The sequence below is a fragment of the Lysinibacillus sp. A1 genome (assembly GCF_000801965.1).
Lineage (GTDB): Bacteria > Bacillota > Bacilli > Bacillales_A > Planococcaceae > Lysinibacillus > Lysinibacillus fusiformis.
This window is the reverse complement of the sequence record NZ_JSZM01000015.1, coordinates 37,460-61,006: the sequence shown is the minus strand read 5'-3', so window position 1 is coordinate 61,006 and position 23,547 is coordinate 37,460. Positions and strand designations below refer to the sequence as shown.

Sequence of the window (23,547 nt, the reverse complement as noted above, 5' to 3'; positions counted from 1 at the left end):
AGATTCTATCCCCCTCTGCTTCAGTTGGCCAACCACACCGCTTTCACTTCACATTTACAGTATTACCATATTTTATTAACAAGTTTTTAACGGTAGCTTTACACCCTTCCTTTACACTTACAGTTGATCATTCATCTAAAGGAGGAAAATCATGAAAAACGCAAAAAAATGGGCTTCATTATTTTTAGCAAGTGCAGTGACTTTATCCGCAGTTAGTATTCCACAGCAAGATGTACAAGCAGCTAAAGTAAAAAAACCGACAAATGTCATCATGCTGGTGATGGATGGAAGCAGTAATAATGCTGTAACACTTTCCCGTTGGTATAAAGGTGAAAGCTTAGCAATGGATGAAATTTTATCGGGTGCGATGCGCACTTACTCTGCTGAATCAGCCATTACTGACTCTGCCCCTGCCGCTACTGCATTAGCGACGGGACATAAATCGAATGATAAATATATAGGGGTGCTCCCATCGGAGATTAATTCACCTGGATTAGCGCAAATAGATAAGAAGGATGCCTTTAGACCCGTAGCCAATGTATTAGAAGGTGCTAAACAGCAGGGGAAAGCGACTGGCTTGATTTCTACCTCAGAAATTCAACATGCGACGCCTGCCGGTTTCTCAGCACATGCGAACAATAGGAGTCAATATGGGGATATTGCTGAACAACAGGTTTATCAAAATATTGACGTTGTCTTAGGTGGAGGTTTAGAATCGCTTACACCAGGTACGTCTAAAAATGCCCGCAAGGACGGCGAGGATTTAATTAAGGTATTAAAGGATAATCAATATGATTTAGTGCATACTCGTGATGAGTTATTCAATAGTCCATCTTCAAAAATTTGGGGAAGCTTTGCACCAAGTGCCTTGGCGTATGATTTAGATCGTGCCAAAACTAGGAAATCTGAGCCTACACTTGCTGAAATGACGAATAAAGCAATTAACACGCTTAAAAAGGATAAGGATGGCTTCTTCCTTTTTGTTGAAGGTAGTAAGGTAGACTGGGCTGCACATGCCAATGACACCATCGGTATAATAAGCGATATTTTGTCGTTTGATGATGCCGTAAAAGAAGCCGTCGATTTCGCGAAGGAAGATGGGAATACATTAGTCATCGCAGTTACAGACCATGGAAATAGCGGAATTACGATGGGGAACGCCAATACTACTAGTACCTATTCGAGCATCCCTGTTTCAGCTTATATTAATCCATTAAAAAAAGCTTCCATGACCGTTGAAGGGGCTTTAAGCCAACTAAAAGAGGACCGTTCCAATATTGTGGAGGTAGCTGCTCTGTATGGATTAGATCCATTAACGAAGGACGAGCTTTCTACATTAAAATCAGCGAAAGATGTCGGTAGCGAAATGGTAAAAATGCTTGCAAGCCGCGCGAACATTGGTTATACGACGGGTGGTCATACAGGTGAAGATGTCTTTCTTTATTCATTTGGTCCTTCTAAATTAACTGGACTCGTTGAAAACACGGATTTAGCTCATTCAATGGCGCAATTTATGGGCTCCGACCTAAAGTCTTTAACAGATGATTTGTATGTACCAGCGACAAAGGCTTTTACAGAGAAGGGCTTTACAACAAAAATAGATCTATCCGATAAAGAAAACCCAACTTTCGTTGCTCAAAAGGCGGATGTGACGGTGAAAATTCCTGTTAATAAAAACACAATGATTTATGAACAAGCTGCAAAAAATACAACAAAAACCCACACATTCAATACCATTAATGTTTACAATGGCTCTGAATTTTATGTTTCTAAAAAAGTTATAGAGGCCGTGAAATAAAAATAAGGGCACGAACATAAGTTGAGATTATTCCCTTATGTTCGTGCCCTTTTTACATAAAAATAGCCATCCAACAATTTGTAACTCTTGTACATTCCCCCAGAACCTTAAATTTACCTTAAATTAATCTTATGATTTAATGAATTCACCTTAATCCAGCAACATTTTTCTCCACATTCCGTCAAATCAGTGTTAAAAACATAAGGTAAGGATTTTTAACTAGTAAATTAGTATTTTTTGAAAGTTTAATCCTATACTTTTTTTCATTGGAGGTGGACAAATGGAATCCATCAAAAATAATGAGTATCTACGCTTTATCGGATTCACGTTATTTTATTTGATCGTTTTGGTGCTGTTGTTTCTTATACATGGCTTTCATGATATGAACGCTGGACCATTTATATATACGGAATTTTAAATAAAGGAGTTTTACTGATGTTAAGTATTTTAGCAGCTATTGAACGTGTGGCCATCCAACAGCCACAAAAAACTGCTTATCAAATCCACAATGCCTCCTTAACATATGGTGAGCTTTGGCATTATTCGGATTGTATAGCCGATTATATCATGGCACATCATTTGCAGAGACAGCAGCCCATTGTCGTTTATGGACATATGTCCCCTTTACAAATTGCTGCCTTTTTGGGTGCAGTAAAGGCGGGACACCCATATGTACCCGTTGACTCGTCAACACCGTCTGAAAGATTACAGTTAATTTTAGAGGCATCGAAAGCTTGTCTAGTATTCACGACAGAACCATTACAGATGCTAACAAACATACCTGTAGTAGCAGTGAGTGAAGTGTTAGACTCATCCTCCCTCCAAGACAGTCCAGCATCAACAAGCTGGGTGCAGCAGGAGGACATTCATTATATCATTTACACTTCTGGCTCAACTGGGCAGCCAAAGGGCGTCCAAATAACTGCCAATAATTTAGCTCATTTCGTTACTTGGATGCAGGAGAATTTTCCCATACAGGAATCAGGAGTATTTTTAAATCAAGCTCCCTATTCTTTTGACTTATCCGTCATGGATCTCTATCCAGCTCTTGTAGGAGGGCATACGCTTTACGCAATTACACAACAAGAAATCGCCAACCCGCGAGCATTATTTGACTCATTAGCGTTGTCCAACACTCGTGTTTGGACGTCTACCCCTTCCTTTGCCAAGATGTGCTTAATGAACAAGGAATGGGAGCAAAGGCTCATGCCAGCATTAGATACTTTTTTATTCTGCGGTGAGGTTTTACCAATACCTGTCATTAAAGAGCTCATGCAACGTTTTCCACAGGCCACTATTTATAATTTATACGGACCTACGGAAACAACTGTCGCTGTATCCTATGTAAAGGTAACTGAAGCATTAATAGAACAATTTGAGCAATTACCGATTGCTCCTATTTCTGAGCCAAACGTTTCTTTATTAGATGATGGAGAAATTGTTATTTCGGGGCCAACTGTCAGTGCAGGTTATTTAGGAGCACCCGAGTTAACAGCTAAAGCCTTTCCAACTGTAACTGGTCATCGCATCTATCAAACTGGAGATATGGGCTATGAGCAAGATGGGTATTTGTTCTTTTTAGGTCGCAAGGATTTCCAAGTAAAATTACATGGTTATCGCTTAGAGATCGAGGAGATTGAGAAACAAATTAGTAACCTGCCACCTGTTTCAAGCTGTGTAGTTGTTCCTGTCCATAAAGATAATGAAATTGTTTCTCTCACTGCTCATATCGTTTTGCGTGAGCCTTTAGCGGACTCTGCTTTTAAAATGACAAAGCAGTTGAAGACCCTATTATCGGAGTATTTACCAGCCTATATGATACCTAGAACGTTTAAATATATGGATGCTTTACCGCTAAATTTAAATGGTAAAGTCGATCGTAAAGGATTGGCGGTTATGGAAACAGTATGACGCCTTATGGAAATATAGCATTCTTTCTCATCATTGGACTATTATTGCTACCTACCATTTTATTAGGTTTACGTGGCAAGTCTGCGAAGCATTATAATTTATTGGTTTCGTTGATTGTTTTAGCCCTTATCTTTGGACACTCTTTGAACGGATCAATTTCGTTAATATTGTTTACGGTCTTTCAAATAGTGCTTATTACGGCTTATCAACGCTATCGACTGCAGCAAAATAATGTGCCTGTTTTTGTCATGGCTGTGCTCCTGTCGATTTTACCGCTTGTGCTAGTGAAGATTTTGCCTATCCTTGGTCTGCATCATTTATTCGGCTTCCTTGGTGTATCCTACATTACGTTTAAAGCTGTGCAAATGATTTTAGAAACACGCGACGGCTTAATGAAGGAAAAAGTCTCTATCGTCGAACTGGCCTATTTTTTACTGTTCTTTCCTACAGTATCATCGGGGCCTATCGATCGTTGGCGCCGTTTTACGAAGGATTTTCATTCGGTTCCCTCTTCGGAAGACTATCAAAAGCTGTTACTAAGTGGCATTAACTATATCTTTGTGGGCTTTTTATATAAATTTATATTGGCTTATTTAATCTACAACTACACACTTATTTATTTGCCAAATCATACGTATAACTATTTGACACCTTTCCAAGGACAATTAGCGTATATGTATATGTATAGCTTCTACTTATTTTTTGATTTTGCAGGCTATAGTGCATTCGCAGTAGGTGTAAGCCGAATAATGGGCATTCAAACACCTATTAACTTTAACCGCCCATTTGCCAGTCGCAATATTAAAGACTTTTGGAATCGTTGGCATATGAGTCTTTCCTTCTGGTTCAGAGATTATGTGTATATGCGCTTTGTTCTTTGGATGACGAAGAAAAAATGGCTGAAAAATAAATTCGCCATTTCATATATTGGGTTCTTTTTACTATTCTTTTTAATGGGCATTTGGCATGGCCTCGAATGGCATTTTGTCGTTTACGGTCTCTATCATGCCTTATTAATTATTAGCTTCGATAAATTCGAACGCTGGAATAAAAAGCATAAGCTTTGGCCAAAAAATAAATGGACACATGCCATTGGTGTATTTATCACGTTCAATGCCGTATGTTTTGGCTTCTATATCTTTTCAGGGAAATTATTTTAACTAAAGGCTTTCTACAAATAAAGCCTGTTCAATAAAGGAGAATTATTAATGGATAAACAACAAGTTTTAGAAATGCTAGTGGAGTTATGTGAAGATGAAATTATTGTAGAAAACCCAGATATCGATCTGTTCGAGGAAGGTCTTCTCGATTCTTTTGGTACCATTAATTTATTGGTAGAAATTGAGAATCGTTTTAATATTTCAGTACCTATTACTGATTTTAATCGTGAAGAATGGAACACGCCGAATCGTATTGCAGGGAAATTAGCTGAAAGACAATGATAAAAAAAGGCTTTCTATCACTATTTATTGCCTTAGCCCTGTTCTCCGGCTTTGTCTTCTTTCCAAATTCTTGGATCAAAGCATGGATATCAGAAGATGATGTGGAGCAGGCCAAAACAAATATGTCTCCACTCGTCTTTCAAGGCACGTATTTACAGGAACGAATGTTACAGGAACCTACTTCCATGCCTTTATATGGTTCCTCTGAATTAAATCGATTTGACCCGTTTCACCCTTATAATTATGCAAGAGCAACAGATGCCCCGTATACGACATTTATGATTGGTCGTGGTGGGATGCAGTCCATTACGCATTTCTTAAATTTTGCTGCGCAAGAGAAAAATTTAGAAGGCAAAAAATTAGTTTTTATTATTTCACCTCAATGGTTTACGGAAAAAGGCATGGGTGAATTCCATTTTTCACCGAATTATTCTATGTTACATGCCTATGACTTAGCGTTTAATCGTGACATGGATGCTAATCTCCGTAAACAGGCTATGGAGCGCCTGTTAGAATTTGATACCGTTGAGCGAGATCGTCTCTTAAAAACGATGTATCAATATCAAATGTCTAATGGCAAAAAACATCCTGTTACAGGACGTATGGCTATGGTAGCGGGCCGCTTTCACAAGGAATTACTAGAAAAAAAGGATCTCTACTATTCGCTATTCCCTCGCAAGGGGCATTCATTAAAAAATAATGATAAGCTCGTTGCGGACCAAAGCTTTGAACAGCAAATACAGCATGCTGAAGCCTATGGGGAGAAACGTGTCTCCAATGAATATATGATTGAAAATAGAGCTTACAAGCGACTGGTTAACGCTAATTTTTCAAAGTTTAAGAATATGCGAAAGCATGAAGATTATACGAAATCTCCTGAGTACAAGGATTTTCAGTTAGTTATGGATGTGTTAAAGGATGCTGGTGCTAAGCCATTATTCGTCTCTATTCCCGTTAACGGCTATTGGTATGATTATAATGGCTATCCTAAAGAACGACGTCAACAATATTATGAGAAGATGGCACAACTATTAAAGCATGCCAATGTCGACTATGTTGATTTTACAGACCATGAGTACGACCCTTATTTTATAATGGATACGATTCATATTGGCTGGAAGGGCTGGGTTTATTTAGACCAGAGTATGGATAAATACTGGGCACAGCAGTAATGTAATAGCAAATGGAGAATCAGTCTGTAGTGAGCTAACACTTCAGACTGACCTTTTTTATGTTCATGAACTTTCATCATCTAATGAGAACAGTCTAAGTTCCTCGGAATCATTGGAAAATTGGATGGCCTTTTCAAACTGCAAGCCTATTCTTTCGAGTAACTTAGCTGACGCATGATTATCTTGGGTAGTAATAGCCACAATTCGATTAAATTCTAGTGTATCTAGACCATAGGCTAAAACGGCTGATGCTGCTTCATAGGCGTATCCCTTTCCCCAATAATCAGGGAGAAACGCGAAACCAATATCTACATCCTCTAAATTATCTCTTTTGACGAAACCACATATTCCTATCGGGGTTTGATCTTCCGTTTTTTCCACTACATATAGGCAAAATCCGAATTGCTCATACATCCGTATTGCACCATTTTCTATATAACGAGCCGCCTCCTCTACGGTCTTCACACCGCGGTCACCGATAAATTGTATCCACGAGGGATCATTCACTAGCTCAAGAATAAATGGCGCATCATCCGTTGTTTGTAAGCGCAATATTAGTCGTTCTGTTTCAAGAATGTTCATTGTCACGCTGCTCTCCTTTCGTCTGAAGCTTACAGTCAAATTTACTGCTCTCCCATTCAGACGCTAAAATAGAATATTGATATTCATCCACCCATTGTCCCTTGGACATATAGTTTTGTAAGAAATGACCTTCGCGTCTCATCCCTACACGTTCAAGTACGGCAATAGAATTGTTATTTCTCACATCCGTAAAGGCAATGACTTTATGTTTCTTGAATGAATGGAAAAGATAATTTATTAACGCGCAAACCGCTTCCTTTGCATATCCCTTCCCTTGATGTTCTGGAGAAAGGGTAAATCCAATTTCTACAATGCGTGGTTCACTTAAAGGCGTGTGAAGTGCGCAATCTCCAATAAGCTCATTCGTTTCCTTCAAAGCAATGGCGAATTGGTACCATGTTCCTGGCTGATGAGGAACATGGTTTATTTGGTGATGCACGAACGTTTTTGCTTCGTGATATTGATAATTCTGCCACGATTGATATTTAGCAATTTCAGGATCAGCCCGATATGTATAAAAACTTTCAATATCATCCGTCTGAAATTTTCTTAATAGAAGACGATCTGTTCCAGCAAATACTTCCATATTTTTCTCCATAGTATTTTCCCTTTCGTAACTTTTTTCCTTATATATTATTATAATCATTTTAAACAATGGATGCTTTGTTCATTTTACATGACAACGTTTATAAAAAATCGCCCCAAAAGTATGTTTAACTTTTGGGACGATATACGTATTAGTCGCTTATTTTAAGTTGTAGAATGATTTTAAACCAAGGTACTCAGCTGTTGAACCAAGTTGATCTTCAATACGAAGAAGTTGGTTGTATTTAGCTACGCGGTCTGTACGTGATGGCGCACCGGTTTTAATTTGGCCTGCATTTGTTGCTACGGCGATATCAGCAATTGTTGCATCCTCTGATTCACCAGAGCGGTGAGAGATAACTGCTGTGTAGCCTGCACGTTTCGCCATTTCGATCGCTTCAAATGTTTCTGTTAATGTACCGATTTGGTTTACTTTGATAAGGATTGAATTTCCTACTCCTTGCTCAATACCTGCAGATAATTTTTTTGTATTTGTTACAAATAAATCATCACCTACTAATTGAACACGACTACCAATACGTTCAGTTAATAGCTTGTGTCCAGCCCAGTCATTTTCATCTAAGCCGTCTTCAATTGAAATGATTGGGTATTTGTTTGTTAATTCTTCGTACCAATCAACCATCTCTTCTGAAGTTTTAACAACACCTTCACCATCTAAGTGGTATTTACCATCTTCTTTATTGAAAAGCTCTGATGAAGCTACATCCATTGCAAGCTTCACTTCTTCACCTGGTTTGTAGCCTGCTTTTTCAATCGCTTCTAAAATGACTGTAATGGCTTCTTCGTTAGAGCCAAGGTTTGGTGCGAAACCACCCTCGTCACCTACTGCTGTATTATAGCCTTTAGCTTTTAATACGGCCTTTAAGTGGTGGAAAATTTCAGCACCCATACGTAGTGCATGACGGAAAGATTCTGCACCGACAGGCATAACCATAAACTCTTGAATGTCTACGTTGTTATCTGCGTGTGCTCCACCATTTAAAATGTTCATCATTGGTACTGGTAATTGTTTAGAATTAAACCCACCAAGATATTGATAAAGAGGTACATCTAAATAATCTGCCGCAGCATGTGCAACTGCCATGGATACACCTAGAATTGCGTTAGCACCTAGCTTGCCTTTATTTTCTGTGCCATCGAGCTCTATTAAAGCTTTGTCAATGACAACTTGGTCAAGAACAGAATAGTTACCTTCTAATTCTTGCGCAATAATTGTGTTAACATTTTCAACTGCTTTTAATACACCTTTGCCTAGGTAACGAGAGTTGTCACCATCGCGTAATTCTACAGCTTCGTATTCACCTGTTGATGCACCTGATGGTACGATTGAGCGTCCGAAAGCGCCTGACTCTGTAAATACTTCAACCTCTACTGTTGGGTTCCCACGTGAATCTAAAACTTCGCGAGCATAAATTTGTGTAATAAATGGCATAATTAATTCTCCTCTTTTTCAATTAATGATTGACCTGTCATTTCAGTAGGCTGTGATACCTGTAATAATTCTAACATGGTTGGAGCCAAATCGGCTAAAATACCACCATTTCGTAAAACAACATTTGGTTTTGTCACAATTACTGGAACAGGATTTGTTGTATGAGCTGTCATAGGCTCCCCTGCTAGTGTTACCACTTCATCTGAGTTCCCATGGTCAGCTGTAATAATAGCTGCACCACCTTTTGCAAGAAGCGCATCTACTACTTTCCCTAAGCATTCATCCACTACTTCAATGGCTTTAATTGTTGGTTCAAGCATTCCACTATGACCTACCATATCAGGGTTGGCAAAGTTAAGTAGAATACCATCGAATTTTTCAGCCTCAATTTCTGCAAGTAAGGCTTCTGTCACCTCATAAGCAGACATTTCAGGTTTTAAATCGTATGTGGCAACCTTTGGAGATGCGATTAATAAACGTTCTTCACCTAAGAATTTTTCCTCACGTCCACCGCTCATAAAGAAAGTAACATGTGGATATTTTTCGGTTTCAGCAATGCGTAGCTGTGTTTTACCATTCATCGCTAACACTTCACCGATTGTATTTTTCAGGTTGTCATTTTCATAAGCAACCTGTGCATTAACTTCATCACTATAATGAGTAAAGGACACAAATTTTAAATTTTTTGGATGCTTGGCAGATACTGCAAAACCATCAAAGCCTTCATTTGTGAATACTTTTGACAACTGTATAGCACGGTCCGGACGGAAGTTAAAGAAAATGACTGCATCGTTATCACCAATTGTTGCCACTGGCTCTCCATGCTCTTGAATGCTAAATGGAATGACAAATTCATCTGTCACTTCACGCTCATAGGATGCTGCTACACCACCTTTTGCACTTTCCGCTGTTTGACCAACGCCATCTACCAGTACATTATAAGTAAGCGCAACACGATCCCATCGTTTATCGCGGTCCATTGCATAGTAACGACCGTGGATAGATGCAAATTGACCTACTCCCATTTCAGTCATTTGTTTTTCAGTTTCTTCAATATAGTCTAAAGCTGTTGTAGGTCCAACATCTCGACCATCTAAGAAGCCATGAACGAAAACGTCCGTTACATCTTGCTGCTTTGCAAGCTTTAATAGAGCAAACATATGCTCATAATGGCTATGAACACCACCATCTGATAACAACCCCATAATATGCAGTTTAGAATTATGGGCTTTCACATGTGCCACCGCATCTAAAAATGCTTGATTTGTAAAGAAGTCTCCTTCACGTATCGATTTATTTAAGCGTGTTAAGCTTTGATAAACAATACGACCAGCACCAATGTTTAAGTGACCCACCTCGGAATTACCCATTTGGCCTTCTGGTAGCCCTACGGCTTCTCCAGATGCTGTTAATGTAGCGTGTGGGAATTGGCTCCAATATCGATCAAAATTTGGCTTTTTAGCCTGTGCTACTGCATTTCCGAATGTTTCATCACGAAATGCAAAGCCATCTAAAATAATTAAAGCTACTGGCTTTTTAGGCATTTGCTGCCGCCTCCAATAATGTTAAATAAGATTCTGGTTGTAAGCTTGCTCCACCTACTAATGCTCCATCAATATGCTCTTTTGATAAAAGCTCATGAACGTTGTCAGGCTTAACGCTGCCACCGTATTGGATGCGAACTGCATTGGCCGTTTCAGCATCAAATAATTCTTCAACGACCGAACGAATCGCTCCGCAAACTTGATTGGCATCATCGGCTGTAGCCGTTTTACCTGTACCGATTGCCCAAATTGGTTCATAGGCAATGACCATATGCTCTACTTGCTGCGCTTCAAATCCAGCAAGTGCCGCTTTAATTTGGCCCGCAACCTTTTGCTCTGTCGTTCCCGCTTCTCGTTCCTCTAGCGTTTCACCACAGCAAATAATCGGTACAATATTATGTGCAAGTGCTGCTGCTACTTTTTTATTAATAGCCTCATCTGTTTCATTGTAGTACTCGCGACGTTCTGAGTGTCCTAATATAACATAGTCCACGTCCACACTTGCTAGCTGTGCAGGACTAATTTCACCAGTAAAGGCACCTTCATTTTCATAGTGCATCGTTTGGGCACCAATAGCTAGCTCTGATTCACTAGCAACTTGCACAAGAGTAGGTAGGTAAAGTGCTGGTGCGCAAATTACAGCGTCTACTTTCTCATTAGAAGGAAGTTTATCCTGTACGGCATCTACAAATTGTATAGCTTCTTCAAATGTCTTAAACATCTTCCAGTTACCTGCAATAATTGGTTTACGCATCGTCTTGCCTCCGATTTTTTATTTGGCTTATTTATCGTCTAGTGCAACAATTCCTGGAAGCTCTTTACCTTCCATTAGTTCTAGTGAAGCACCGCCACCTGTAGAAATGTGATCCATTTTAGTAGCTACTTCAAACTTTTCAACTGCCGCTGCAGAGTCACCACCACCGATTACAGTATAACCGGATGTAGTTGCCATTGCGTCAGCCACTGTTTTTGTGCCATCCGCAAATTTATCCATTTCAAAGACACCCATTGGTCCGTTCCAAATAATCAATTTAGAATTTTTAATGACCTCTGCATAGTGAGCAGCTGTTTTTGGCCCAATGTCTAGCCCCATCCAATCGGCAGGTATAGCATCCACATCCACAACTTTTGTTTCCGCATCTTGTGAAAATTCATTAGCCACTACCGCATCAATTGGCATATGTAATTGCACGCCTTTTGCTTTCGCCTTTTCAATAAATGATTTTGCTAGCTCAATTTTATCTTCTTCTAATAAAGATTTCCCAATATCGTAGCCTTGTGCCTTAATGAACGTGAATGATAATCCACCACCAATAATTAAGTGGTCTACTTTTTCTAATAAACTTTCAATTACACCAATTTTATCTTTAACTTTGGCACCACCGATAATCGCTGTAAATGGATGTTCAGGATTCGATAGCGCTTTATCAAGTACATCTAATTCCGTTTGCATCAGGAAACCTGATACTGCAGGAATGTGCTTGGCGATTCCTTCTGTAGAAGCATGTGCACGGTGAGCTGCACCGAAAGCATCATTGACATAAATATCTGCTAGCTGAGCAAATTGCTGTGCTAAAGCTGGCTCATTTTTTTCTTCGCCTGCATGGAAACGAACGTTTTCAAGAAGTAAAATGTCTCCATTCTGCATGCTTGCAACAGCTTCTTCCACTGCTTGCCCAATGGATTCATCTAGCTTCGTAACTGGTTTGCTCATTAGCTCCGCTAAGCGGATACCAACTGCTGTTAGACGCATGTCCTCTTTTACTTCACCTTTTGGACGACCTAAATGAGAAGCTAAAATGACTTTTGCACCTTGCTCTACTAAATATTCAATTGTTGGAATAGCTGCTCGAATACGTGTTTCATCTGTAATGGCCCCATCCGCCATTGGAACATTAAAATCAACACGTACAAAAACGCGTTTACCTTTTACATCAATATCTTTCATTGTCTTCTTATTTAACATGAAGAAACTCCCTTCAAAGTTGTTTTAGTCTTACATCCTTGTGTTTTACCCATCTTGGCTCCACACCATGCTTCCTAAATTGAAAAGTCATCTTGGTACTTTTTCGGGGTCACCATCTAGTATGCATATGATTCTCGAACTTTTGATAATGAACCCTAATACTTGTTTTTATAGTAGCAAAAATACCCTTTTATGTCTTGCAAACACCATGTATCAATTACGCCTGTGTTGGAGCCCTAACAAAATCTGTGACATCCACCGGGCTATTATCTTGATGTAGTTGGTGCTGTTTGGACACCCACTCCCACTCCATTAAAGAGAGCCATTTGTGTATTCATCTCATTACCTATAGAGGTTGGTATTTCCTGCTGAATTTAGACAAAAAGGGAGTAAGGGTTATCCCTTACTCCCATTACCCTTGTATATTATATCTATTCGATATTATAAAGGCTATACTTTTTGTGCATAAAAAGCAGTATTATGTCACACTTTTTACTCAAAATGTTGAAATATGATACTTATTTATTGTTTAACCCTTGTTCAGCAATGTATAAAGCTAAGTCCATTAAGCGAGTAGAGTAACCAATTTCGTTATCGTACCAAGCTAGAACCTTTACCATTTTGTTTTCTAATACCATTGTTGAAAGACCATCAACAGTAGAAGAATGGTGGTTACCGTTATAATCAATAGAAACTAATGGTAGTTCATTGTAGTCTAAAATGCCTTTTAATTCATTTTCAGATGCTTCTTTTAATACCGCATTAATTGCTTCTTTCGTTACATCTGCTTTTAATTCTACAACTAAGTCTACACATGATACGTTAGGTGTTGGTACACGCATAGAGAAGCCATCTAATTTACCTTTTAATTGTGGTAATACTTTAGAAACGGCTACAGCTGCCCCCGTTGTTGTTGGAATCATAGATACCGCTCCTGCACGCGCACGACGTGGATCAGAGTGTGGGAAGTCTAAGATTCGTTGATCGTTTGTATAAGAGTGGATTGTTGTCATCATACCGCGTTCAATGCCAAATTTCTCATCAAGTACTTTCGCTACAGGCGCAAGACAGTTTGTTGTACATGAAGCATTTGAGATAACATCATCTGTTGCTGGGTTATAGTCTGTATGGTTAACACCCATCACAAATGTAGGCATTGCTCCTTTTGCTGGTGCAGAAAGGATAGCTTTTTTAGCTCCTGCTTCAATATGCTTCCCTACTTCTTCCACTGAACGGAAATGACCAGTACATTCAAGAACTACGTCTACACCTAATTCACCCCATGGTAATTGTGAAGGATCTTTTTCAGCATATACTTTTATACGTTGACCATTCACTACGAAAGAATCTTCATCTGCATTGACTTCAGCATCATAGATACCGTGGACTGAATCATATTTCAATAAGTGTGCAAGCTGACCTGCGTCTGTTAAGTCGTTTACAGCTACTACTTCAAATTCATTTTGCTTCATTGCCTCACGAAATACTAAACGTCCAATACGTCCAAATCCATTAATTGCTAATTTTAATGCCATTGTTAATTCCTCCAATAATGTGTAATGTCTGCCTCTATTGAAATAGAGACGTTAAATTGCTTTTATGCTCATTCAAAAAGTGCTTCAACACTTTTTGAGATCGAGTGACATGGTAATGCTCACACCCATCAATCAAAATGGCTGTCAGAAGATAAAGTAGCAGCAATGGCTTTTGCAGCTGCTTCATCTGTAATAAAAATCGTTTGCTTTGGCGCTACTTTAAAATATGAAAGCATCGCATTGACCTTTTGTTTTCCTGCTGCCACTGCAATAACTTGCTGGCTATTTTTTACCTGTTCAAGCTGAATACCAATCGTGCGGATACGATGTACGATTTCACCATCGGCATTAAAGTAATAGCCAAATGCCTCACTTACCGCGCCCTTCTCCTCAAGAATTCGTAAATCCTCAGAAGATGAATTACGTCGAATCGCCATTTCCTCTGCCGATCCAATGCCATGGATCACGCAATCTGCTCGATCATAATAAGCCATCATTTCAGTTACCATCGGCTCTGTTAACATTGCTTGATAAGCTTGCTCACTTAAATGCTCAGGTAAAAATAATGTACGGTATTGTTCCTCCATCTGCATGGCAAATGTTGCAACAAGCGTATTCGCTTGCATTTGCATTTCATGACCAATTCCTCCGCGTGCGGCAACAAAGGTAATATCTTTTTGTCCCTCTAATGGATGTAAAAATTGAGCTAGAGAGGCAACTGATTTTCCACCAGTGACCGCTACAACTTGTTCGTCAAAAGCAGTAGACATAAATTGCAATGCTGCTTCCTTGCCAAGCAAGGTTAGGATTGTATTGTCTTCACTATAGTCACCTGGTACAACAACAACATGTTGTATACCAAAATGATTTTCAAGCAATTTTGCAAGCTGGGTTAAACCAGACCATTCATAAACGATGGCTCTCAGTTTTTCAATGACTTCTTCACCATCATCTGTACATACCATACCCGACTTTTTTGAATCTAATAACCCTTGTTCACGTAAAATGTCAGTTTCTTTACGAATTTCTCTCTCTGTCATTTTCAATGAATCTGCGAGTGTTCGACGCCCGATAGGTTGCATGAGTTGAACGGCTTGCAAAATACGATATCTAGATTGCAGAAGCGGATACATTTCAGGAAGTAGCCTTTGCTGTGCCTCTGGAATAGTGAACATATTTATCTACTCCCTTGTTAATAGAGGTGGGATTAATTCGGTCCCACTATATTATTTTGTGTCCCACTTATGATTTTATTATAATACGCATATTTGGAAAGTGCAAGTAATTGTATAGTTTTGGATTAAAAAAAAAGCCCCATAGCTTTGTCATTAGCTACGAGACTTGGGTTTGCTTATTTTGTGAAAGATAAAATTGCGTTTTTGTTAAATCCTTCTAAAGCTTTTGTTGCTTCATTTTTATTTGTAAATTCAAAAATACGAACGTCCTTTTTTTCAAATACTGTAATAACCCACATTGTAAAATCTCCCTTCACATCGCTTTTGTAATATAACAACCACTAAAATTTGTGATACTTTTTATTATCTGTTTTATAACAACGTCTTACTTGATACCTATTCTACTCCGATTTTTATAAAATAAAAGACTAATGTGAAGGTCTTCACAAACTGTTCAAATTCAAACCGCTTTCATTGAACAATTTGTGAATTGTATGAATGCCAACTAACAATAGAGCGATTTACGCCGTTATTATCTTTTTAAAGACATAGTACTTAACGGCCCAAGTACTCCATCAATGTGGCATAATCCAGATTGCCGTATTGGATAACGACCCCATCCTTTTCTACTACAGGTATCATTAACATATATTTTTCGTGTATGAGATCATCCTCTTCAATATTAACTATTTCAATATCGAACACTACATCTTCCTGTACAAGCTTTAATGTATGTAAGCCCTCTACACATAATGGACAATTAGCTCGACTAAAAAATTGAATAATCATGGATGGCACCTCCTGTTTCTATTATTTCTTCATCGTTGAACGATGACAATGTTAGCTACAACGATTGTAAACTATGTAGTGGATTCATTCAAAAGCTTACTAGAAAAATGAAAGGCATTGAGTGCGAATAACAAGCACTTCAATGCCTTTTGGCTATTATGTTATTTTAAATGATGATCAAGGAATTTCAACATGGCATTATAGAATTCGATTCTATTTTCTTCATTCGAGAAGCCATGGCCTTCATTATCCTTTAACATATACTCTACATCTACACCTCTAGCACGTAAAGCTTCTACAATTTGGTCGGATTCCGCTTTGTTGACACGTGGATCATTTGCGCCTTGTGCAACAAATAAAGGTGTTTTAATTTTATCTGCATGGAACACCGGAGAAACCGCTGTTAATAATTCTTTATCTTTCTCTGGATGACCTACTCGTTCATAAAACATGTCTCGCATCGTTTCCCAGTATGGTGGAATTGTATCTAATAGTGTGAAAATATTAGATACACCAACATAATCAACTGCTGCCGCATATAAATCTGGTGTATACGTAATGCCAGCTAATGTAGCATAACCACCAAATGAAGCACCGTAAATACCGATACGTTTAGGATCTGCAATCCCTTGGTCAATCGCCCATTGAACGCCATCCGTTATATCATCTTGAATTTTCAAGCCCCATTGCTTATTACCAGCTTGAAGGAATTCCTTGCCATATCCAGTCGAGGAACGGAAGTTTACTTGTAGCACTGCATAGCCACGATTTGCTAATAGCTGTACTTCTGGATTGAATCCCCACATATCACGAGCCCACGGTCCACCATGTGGGTTTACAATAAGAGGTAGATCTTTAGCATTTTTATTTTTCGGCAACGTTAAATAACCATTGATAATTAATCCATCACGACTCTTATAAGAGATAGGATGCATTTCTGCAAGTTCTGAAGATTTCAGCCATGGGCTCAATGTTGCTAATTCTGTTAATTCATCTTTTGTTGAATCATAGTAATAATACTTTCCATAGATGGTGTCACTCGATACACTTACAATAAATTTTGTCATCTCTTTATTGTAATCGTTTATGCCCAATTGGCTTTCTTGAACACCAAGCTTGTTTTGAATTTTACGGAATAACTTTTCAAAGTCTTTATCAAAGAATTGATAATGGATTTTATCCGTAGCATACGCACCATACAATAATTTATCTTTTTCAGCATTATACAATACACCCGAAACATCCACTTCATCATTGGACATGATTACTTCTTCTTTACCTTGTAAGTCATACTTTACCACTTCTACTTTATCCCGGCCTTTATTGGATGTAGCATAAATAAACTTATTGTCCTTCGAGAAAGCTAGCGGCATCACTTCATCCCCAGCACCGATTTTAATAAATGGTCTGAATTCATCCTTTTCTGAATCTCGATAAAGGACAGCACCTTCCACCCCATCAGTAGCCACAGCTATACGTACATTGCCGTTACGATCTGCTAACCAGTTCGTAATATTGCCAGGATTTTTAGCGACGTGAGTCGTTTTACCCGTCTTTACATTTAGCTTGTACACATCAAAAACGGTAGCATCCTCTTTGTTCATCATAATAAGAATTTCGTCTTTTACACCCTGTAAGCTATCCAATATCCCTACAGTCACGTTAGGATATGGCGTTAAATCTTTTTCCACAGAACCGTTAAATGTTGTAGAATAAATATGAAAGTTTTCATCTCCACCTTTATCTTTTAAATAAAGTAAAGCATCATCCTTCCAGAAAAAACCTGCAATATCTCGATCCTTTGAGCTTGATACACGAACAGGCTCACTATTATCATTCATTTTTTTCACGAATACATTCGAGCGGTTCTCCCATGCAGAGGCAAATGTAATGTAATTACCATCAGGGGACAGTTCGTAGCCAAAATTCCCTGGATTTTTCATAAAATCTTCCACAGAAATTTCTTTTACTCCTTTATTGTTGGAGCCATTTTTTATATGTTTAACATTGTTAAGGAGTTTACCAGCATCTTGTTTCGTAATAAAATCTGTACTTGAAGATACTCCCTTAAAGAAACCAAGCTTATTGGCCTTTTTTAAATACTCTGCTAGTGACTTTTCTTTTCCTTCTTTATTGGCAGCTCTAACTAAAATCCTAGCTGCTTGATCACGTTTAATAGTAGCGCTTAAGTCTGAAATCTCTCCAGCCTTTACCCATTGATCCTTAATTTGTTGACGCATTGAATCGGAGCCATGCTGGAATGTTAAAGCTGTTACTGCTAAATCTAGAAATTCCTGTGCTGAAAGATGTTCCTCTTGTGCTAATACAACATTTGTTTCATTGGCAGCACGTACTTCTTGCAATGTTGCAGGGATAACCGTAGCAGTTGTTAAAATAATTGCTAATGATGCAGTTAAAAATCTTTTTTTCAAAATGATTCCTCCCTATATCAGTTTACGTTATATCGATAGTCGATATATACAAATTATACCATTATTTGTATTTTTGTCAATATTTTCATAATAAAAGCGAACTAAATAATTAGCTCGCTTTCGGTTAGTATTAAAATTTTCGGCTTGCCCCTCCACCTGCTGAAGATCCGCCACCAAACCCTCCAAAACCGCCACCACCTGAACGTCCGCCACCAAAGCCACCAGGGTAACCGCCGTAGCCTCTCCCACGAGGTCCGCCTCTTCCGCCTTTTGAAAAAGAAGAAAAAATGAGGACTATAATAACGATGACAATAATGAGCCAGATGGGCATTCCTTCCTCTTCATTTGCACCTGCAGGTAATTCACCATTCCAATTATACTCTTCAGCTACAGCACGAAAGACCTCAGCATATGTAGCTAGAAAGGCTTGATCATTATCACCTTCACTTGCAAAGGGATAAAATGCATTATCTAAAATACGCCCTAATTTACCATCTGGTAATGGTCCCTCTAAGCCTTGACCGACAGCTATCACTACATCATTTTGGCCTTTGCCCTGTCCAAATGTAGCAAGTATAAGGACACCATTATTTTTCTCTTTGTCCCCAATACCCCAGGAACGAATCATCTTTGTCGCATACATTTTCGCCTCCTGCCCATGAAGGCTATCAACGGTTACGACCATGATTTCAGCACCTGTTCCCTTATCTAATTGCTCTGAATAATGGTTTAGCTCTTGTTTTACATCCAAAGATAAAACATTCGCAAAATCATGAATATACGTATTTTTCATTGGTGAAGGCATTGCTGCTTTCGTCATAGTCATGCTAAAAAGAAGCACTGAGCAAACGATAATCAGCTGTATAATACAACGCTTCATCATTGTGTACCTGATTGACTAAAATCAATAGACGGTGCTTGTTCGGCACCCGCTGCGGCTTTAAAGTATTCTTTTTGTTCAAATCCAAACATTCCTGCCATTAAATTGCCAGGAAAGCGTTTAACATGTTTATTAAATTGTTGTACTTCATTATTATAATCCTCGCGCGCAACTGCCAAGCGATTTTCTGTGCCAGCAAGCTCATCCATTAACTGACGAAAATTTGCGTCTGCCTTTAAGTTCGGGTAGTTTTCCACGACTACTAGTAAACGACTAAGTGCACCCGTTAAAGCATCATTCGCAACAGCTTGCTGCGCGGGAGTATTAGCATTGCTCATTTGAGCACGTGCGTTAGTAATATCCGCAATGATCTGTTGCTCGTGATTCGCATACCCTTTCACAGATTCAACCAAATTGGGAATTAAATCATAGCGGCGTTGGAGCTGGTTTTCAACTTGCGCCCATTTGGAATCTACATTTTCCTCAGCTGTTACTAAACTGTTATATTTAGGAATCAATACTAAGGCTAGCACGATAAGAATGATAACAATTATCCCAATTGGTCCAAACCATTTCTTCATTTTCTAAAACCTCCTTGACTTGCATTTCCTTTTGTTAGTCTACATTTTTGCCTTTGCATTTATACCGTATGAAATTCATTTGGCTTGACATACTAAATACTGCATCAAAAATTATATGAGGAGGCGTTTTTTTTGTCACAATCGTTTTACAATGAATCATCATCCAATCAAACAAATTTCAATCAACAACATAGTCTAAATCATGGTGGACACGAAATGATGGACATGCATGAAGCAATTGGTGAAATTATCGCTGGTATGAACCAAGCGATCATTTTACGTCCACAAGTAAAGGATCAAGAATTACTCAGCATTTTGGATCGCCAATATAATTTTACATTGGGTATGTATAATACGATTGTTGAGTCCTTTAAAACAGGTCATGATCCATCTGTTCCTACGGGACGTTACCAAATGGAAACAGGCAATGACTTTAAATATGGCTTAACTCCAGGCCAACCCAAAAAACCAATGCAAAACGCTAATGAAATTAATGATGAAGCCATTTCTGGTTTCTTATTAGGCGCTCAAAAAGGAGCAGCAAAATGTATGACGGCTGCTGCAACAGAAACGACAAACCCTGTTGTTCGTCGTGTTGTTGCTGATAGTATTCCCAACTGCATAGAAATGGCCTATGAATTATCCATTTACCAAAATAAACATGGCTATTATCAAGTGCCTCAGTACTCTCAACAAGATATGCAAACGATGCTTAATGCATACGATACAACCTCTAATCCCCTTCATTAACAATCAAAAGGCAGTCCATAGTGATGAATTCTCATCATGGACTGCCTTTTCTCATTATAGTACTTTTCCTAAAAATGCTTTTGTACGTTCACTTTGTGGGTTTCCGAATAATTCCTCAGGCAACCCCTCTTCCACAATATAGCCACCATCCATAAAGACTACTCGATCACCAACTTCCCGAGCAAAGCCCATTTCATGTGTGACTACAATCATTGTCATCCCTTCAGCCGCTAGATTTTTCATAACATCTAACACCTCTTTTACCATTTCAGGATCAAGAGCTGAAGTAGGCTCATCAAATAGAATGGCCTTTGGCTTCATTGCTAACGCACGTGCAATAGCTACACGTTGCTGTTGTCCACCTGATAGCTGTTCAGGATAATTATAGGCTTTACTGTCGAGACCGACCTTTTTTAGCAGCTCATGCCCAAGCTCTTCAGCTTCTGGACGACTCATTTTACGAATTTGCATGGGTGCCATCGTGACATTATCGATGACGTTCATATGAGGGAATAAGTTAAATTGTTGAAACACCATTCCCACCTCTGCTCGAATTTCATTGATATTCGTTTTCGGATCATTGATCTTCACATCTTCAATATAAATAGCACCGTCCGTTACTTCCTCTAGCATATTAATGCAACGTAAAAAAGTACTTTTTCCTGAACCAGAAGGCCCAATGACACAAACAACTTGTTTTTCTTGGATTTCATAATCAATCCCTTTTAATACTTCTAGCTTACCAAAATATTTGTGTAGGTTCTCAATTCTTATCATCTTGCTTCCCGCCCTTCTGCCTTACGAGGGACATAACTATTGCTAAATCGTTTCTCAATAAATGCAACAATCTTCGTTACACCATACGTTAATATTAAATATAGTAATGCAGCAACAATATACGGTTCCCAGAAACGGAAGCTTGCACCTGCAACAACTTTACTAGCATATAAAATATCTGGTGCAGCAATGACTGTTACTAGTGAGGAATCCTTTAATAATGCTATGAATTCATTCCCTAATGGCGGGATCATGCGTCTAAAGGCCTGCGGTAAAATAACCTTACGCATCGCTTGGTTATGTGTAAGTCCAAGTGAACGAGCGGCCTCCATTTGCCCCTTTGCAATACTCTGGATACCTGCACGGAAAATTTCTGCGTTGTAGGCAGCACAGTTTAAAATAAGCGCTGTAATCCCTGAAACCATATACCCTAAAGAATGTCCAAAAATGGTTGGAATAACGGCTAAGTGTATTAATAAAATTTGAACAAGCATTGGTGTTCCGCGGAATAAATCCACATATAATTTTGATGGCCAATATATCCATTTTTTACTTGATAATTTCCCTAGTCCTAAAAATAGTCCTAAAAGAATACCGCCAAAATAACCACTAAGTGTCAAAATAAGTGTTACGCCAATACCTCGTATAAACATATCTCGGTAGTTCCAGACAATGTCCCAGCGTAGGTCAAAGATGTCCATCCGAAAACCCCATTTCCCCTTTAAAGTCACATCAATTAAATGAGTCGCTAGCATACTGCTTGGCGAGTGGCATTACCCTATTATTCGAAATCAGTACCTGTAATTTCTTTTAATTTACCGTTTTCTTTAATCTTTTTCAGACCTTCATTTAATTTATCTAATAGCTCTTTATTCCCCTTTTGAACCATAAAGCCATAATATTCTTTTTCGAATGCGTCATCTTGAATGACTTTAATTTTTTGATCTGGATGCGCTTTAATATATTCGTATACTACCGCATTGTCTCCAATAGCTGCGTCAACATTACCATTTAGCATTTCTTGAATTGCGATTGGCTGACTTTCAAAAGCCATAATATTTGTACTTGCTTCACCTTGTAGCTTTTTAGCTGCCATATGGCCAGTAGCATTAATTTGTACGGACACCTTTTTATCTTTTAATTCATCTAATGATTTAATCTTTGAATCTTCTTTCACAACAATTAATAATTGAGATTCATAGTATGGCTCAGTAAAATCAAATGATTCTTTGCGCTCATCTGTAATTGTAATCCCTGAAGCACCAATATGTGTTTCACCGTTTTTAATTGTTTGGAAAACGGGTTCCCAACCAATATTATTCCACTCTACCTCGAAATCCATTTCATCAGCAATTGCTTTTAAAATATCGACATCAATCCCCACAATTTTCCCTTTATCGTCAACAGATTCAAACGGTGCAAATGTTGCTTCTGTACCTACTTTATATACTTTCTTGCCATCCGCACCTTCTGAAGGTGTGCTACCAGAAGAGGCATTGTCCTTTGTGCCACATCCTGCAAGTGCTAAAGTTAGCGCTGCTATAACCATAAGTAACATCCAAGCTGTTTTTTTCATTGCATTTCCCCCTATTTCGATAATTTTCCATCCTGCGTATTATTTTTCGCAATTCGGAAATGTTAGACTATTAGGTCAATTATATTAACATTATAGTATTTGCACAACAACTTTTCGCATAAAACTAAATATTTTTTCATATTAATTAATGGAAAACCCAATTAAATAGAAAAAATAAGCATTAATAACAAGAAAACGAACCTAAAACTAATATATATACAATAGAAGCAATGCCAAATTTCGATAAATTTAAACAAAAAAAAAGAATCCCCTCAGAAAGGATTCTTTTTTTCGGCTATTACTAGCCTTCACGGACAGTATGTTCACTAAAAAATAATTTGGAGTTGTTGCTTTCTTGAAGGTTTGAAAGGCATAAATAGGGGAATAATGCCAACTAGGACAGTATTCCCATTACTTTTCCTCTCTATCTCCACTAAGCAGGCTGCTAAACTACTTATTAGGAGATTGAGCTATTACAGTATATCAATATTCAGTAAAATGGCGCCCTCGGAGGGAATCGAACCCCCAGTGCAAGAACCGGAATCTTACGTGTTATCCATTACACCACGAGGGCAAAAAACACAAAAAAAAAGTACTCA

General features: G+C 38.5%; 23 protein-coding genes and 1 tRNA gene. 7 read left to right on the top strand and 17 right to left on the bottom strand.

Annotation, left to right across the window (positions count from 1 at the left end; all coding sequences use genetic code 11):
• Nucleotides 1–151: 151 nt before the first annotated feature.
• The 6 genes from PI85_RS13805 to dltD all read left to right on the top strand — a co-directional run bounded on the left by PI85_RS13805 (nt 152) and on the right by dltD (nt 6,323).
• Nucleotides 152–1,798, top strand: a complete 1,647-nt coding sequence (locus PI85_RS13805) for an alkaline phosphatase (RefSeq protein ID WP_036120167.1) — start codon at nt 152–154, stop codon at nt 1,796–1,798.
• Between the two features lie 280 nt (nt 1,799–2,078).
• Nucleotides 2,079–2,216 carry a teichoic acid D-Ala incorporation-associated protein DltX gene (locus PI85_RS13800; protein WP_025116578.1) on the top strand — a complete coding sequence of 46 codons (138 nt, stop codon included), beginning with the start codon at nt 2,079–2,081 and terminating at the stop codon, nt 2,214–2,216.
• 17 nt (nt 2,217–2,233) lie between these two features.
• On the top strand, nt 2,234–3,709 hold the full coding sequence (dltA, locus tag PI85_RS13795) for a D-alanine--poly(phosphoribitol) ligase subunit DltA (protein WP_036120170.1): 1,476 nt from the start codon (nt 2,234–2,236) through the stop codon (nt 3,707–3,709).
• A complete protein-coding gene (gene dltB / locus PI85_RS13790) occupies nt 3,706–4,869 on the top strand; it encodes a D-alanyl-lipoteichoic acid biosynthesis protein DltB (protein WP_036120173.1) in 1,164 nt (387 codons plus the stop codon). The genes dltA and dltB overlap by 4 nt, the downstream gene beginning before the upstream one ends.
• Nucleotides 4,870–4,917: 48 nt before the next feature.
• Nucleotides 4,918–5,151: a D-alanine--poly(phosphoribitol) ligase subunit 2 gene (gene dltC, locus PI85_RS13785; RefSeq protein ID WP_012292252.1), complete on the top strand. Its 234-nt coding sequence runs from the start codon at nt 4,918–4,920 to the stop codon at nt 5,149–5,151.
• Nucleotides 5,148–6,323 carry a D-alanyl-lipoteichoic acid biosynthesis protein DltD gene (dltD, locus tag PI85_RS13780; protein ID WP_036120179.1) on the top strand — a complete coding sequence of 392 codons (1,176 nt, stop codon included), beginning with the start codon at nt 5,148–5,150 and terminating at the stop codon, nt 6,321–6,323. Before dltC ends, dltD begins: the two co-directional genes overlap by 4 nt.
• A 63-nt stretch (nt 6,324–6,386) precedes the next feature.
• Here the strand turns inward: dltD and PI85_RS13775 are convergent, their stop codons facing one another.
• The 13 genes from PI85_RS13775 to PI85_RS13720 form a co-directional block, all read right to left on the bottom strand.
• Nucleotides 6,387–6,905 (bottom strand): GNAT family N-acetyltransferase, encoded by a 519-nt coding sequence (locus PI85_RS13775; protein WP_036120182.1) that lies wholly within the window; start codon nt 6,903–6,905, stop codon nt 6,387–6,389.
• On the bottom strand, nt 6,892–7,503 hold the full coding sequence (locus PI85_RS13770) for a GNAT family N-acetyltransferase (RefSeq protein ID WP_036120186.1): 612 nt from the start codon (nt 7,501–7,503) through the stop codon (nt 6,892–6,894). Before PI85_RS13770 ends, PI85_RS13775 begins: the two co-directional genes overlap by 14 nt.
• 147 nt (nt 7,504–7,650) lie before the next feature.
• Nucleotides 7,651–8,943 (bottom strand): phosphopyruvate hydratase, encoded by a 1,293-nt coding sequence (gene eno, locus PI85_RS13765; RefSeq protein ID WP_036120189.1) that lies wholly within the window; start codon nt 8,941–8,943, stop codon nt 7,651–7,653.
• Nucleotides 8,944–8,945: 2 nt separating this feature from the next.
• Nucleotides 8,946–10,487, bottom strand: a complete 1,542-nt coding sequence (gene gpmI, locus PI85_RS13760; RefSeq protein ID WP_036120192.1) for a 2,3-bisphosphoglycerate-independent phosphoglycerate mutase — start codon at nt 10,485–10,487, stop codon at nt 8,946–8,948.
• Nucleotides 10,480–11,241: a triose-phosphate isomerase gene (gene tpiA / locus PI85_RS13755; RefSeq protein ID WP_036120195.1), complete on the bottom strand. Its 762-nt coding sequence runs from the start codon at nt 11,239–11,241 to the stop codon at nt 10,480–10,482. The genes gpmI and tpiA overlap by 8 nt, the downstream gene beginning before the upstream one ends.
• 27 nt (nt 11,242–11,268) lie before the next feature.
• Nucleotides 11,269–12,453 (bottom strand): phosphoglycerate kinase, encoded by a 1,185-nt coding sequence (gene pgk, locus PI85_RS13750; protein ID WP_036120198.1) that lies wholly within the window; start codon nt 12,451–12,453, stop codon nt 11,269–11,271.
• A 518-nt stretch (nt 12,454–12,971) separates the two neighbouring features.
• Complete coding sequence (gene gap / locus PI85_RS13745; protein ID WP_008173218.1) at nt 12,972–13,988, bottom strand: type I glyceraldehyde-3-phosphate dehydrogenase; 1,017 nt, start codon at nt 13,986–13,988, stop codon at nt 12,972–12,974.
• A 128-nt stretch (nt 13,989–14,116) separates the two neighbouring features.
• Nucleotides 14,117–15,163 carry a sugar-binding transcriptional regulator gene (locus PI85_RS13740; RefSeq protein ID WP_036120202.1) on the bottom strand — a complete coding sequence of 349 codons (1,047 nt, stop codon included), beginning with the start codon at nt 15,161–15,163 and terminating at the stop codon, nt 14,117–14,119.
• A gap of 176 nt (nt 15,164–15,339) precedes the next feature.
• Nucleotides 15,340–15,462: a hypothetical protein gene (locus PI85_RS25065; RefSeq protein ID WP_255350102.1), complete on the bottom strand. Its 123-nt coding sequence runs from the start codon at nt 15,460–15,462 to the stop codon at nt 15,340–15,342.
• Nucleotides 15,463–15,718: 256 nt separating this feature from the next.
• Nucleotides 15,719–15,952 carry a glutaredoxin family protein gene (locus tag PI85_RS13735; RefSeq protein ID WP_036120205.1) on the bottom strand — a complete coding sequence of 78 codons (234 nt, stop codon included), beginning with the start codon at nt 15,950–15,952 and terminating at the stop codon, nt 15,719–15,721.
• A 161-nt stretch (nt 15,953–16,113) separates the two neighbouring features.
• Entirely contained in the window at nt 16,114–18,384 is a 2,271-nt protein-coding gene (locus PI85_RS13730; RefSeq protein WP_036120208.1) for a S9 family peptidase, read from the bottom strand.
• Between the two features lie 130 nt (nt 18,385–18,514).
• Complete coding sequence (locus PI85_RS13725) at nt 18,515–19,267, bottom strand: YgcG family protein (protein ID WP_235318482.1); 753 nt, start codon at nt 19,265–19,267, stop codon at nt 18,515–18,517.
• Nucleotides 19,264–19,845 (bottom strand): LemA family protein, encoded by a 582-nt coding sequence (locus PI85_RS13720; RefSeq protein WP_036120214.1) that lies wholly within the window; start codon nt 19,843–19,845, stop codon nt 19,264–19,266. The genes PI85_RS13725 and PI85_RS13720 overlap by 4 nt, the downstream gene beginning before the upstream one ends.
• A gap of 132 nt (nt 19,846–19,977) precedes the next feature.
• Here PI85_RS13720 and PI85_RS13715 point away from each other — a divergent pair, with 132 nt between their 5' ends.
• Complete coding sequence (locus tag PI85_RS13715; RefSeq protein ID WP_008173231.1) at nt 19,978–20,595, top strand: spore coat protein; 618 nt, start codon at nt 19,978–19,980, stop codon at nt 20,593–20,595.
• 54 nt (nt 20,596–20,649) lie between these two features.
• Here PI85_RS13715 and PI85_RS13710 read toward each other — a convergent pair whose 3' ends face one another.
• The 4 genes from PI85_RS13710 to PI85_RS13695 all read right to left on the bottom strand — a co-directional run bounded on the left by PI85_RS13710 (nt 20,650) and on the right by PI85_RS13695 (nt 23,522).
• The gene (locus PI85_RS13710; protein WP_008173232.1) at nt 20,650–21,372 is read right to left on the bottom strand and encodes an amino acid ABC transporter ATP-binding protein; all 723 of its coding nucleotides are present in this window, start codon (nt 21,370–21,372) and stop codon (nt 20,650–20,652) included.
• Nucleotides 21,369–22,073 (bottom strand): amino acid ABC transporter permease, encoded by a 705-nt coding sequence (locus tag PI85_RS13705; protein WP_036120219.1) that lies wholly within the window; start codon nt 22,071–22,073, stop codon nt 21,369–21,371. Before PI85_RS13705 ends, PI85_RS13710 begins: the two co-directional genes overlap by 4 nt.
• 80 nt (nt 22,074–22,153) lie before the next feature.
• Nucleotides 22,154–22,948: a basic amino acid ABC transporter substrate-binding protein gene (locus tag PI85_RS13700; protein ID WP_036120222.1), complete on the bottom strand. Its 795-nt coding sequence runs from the start codon at nt 22,946–22,948 to the stop codon at nt 22,154–22,156.
• A 499-nt stretch (nt 22,949–23,447) separates the two neighbouring features.
• Nucleotides 23,448–23,522: transfer RNA gene (locus tag PI85_RS13695), tRNA-Arg, on the bottom strand.
• Nucleotides 23,523–23,547: the final 25 nt, after the last annotated feature.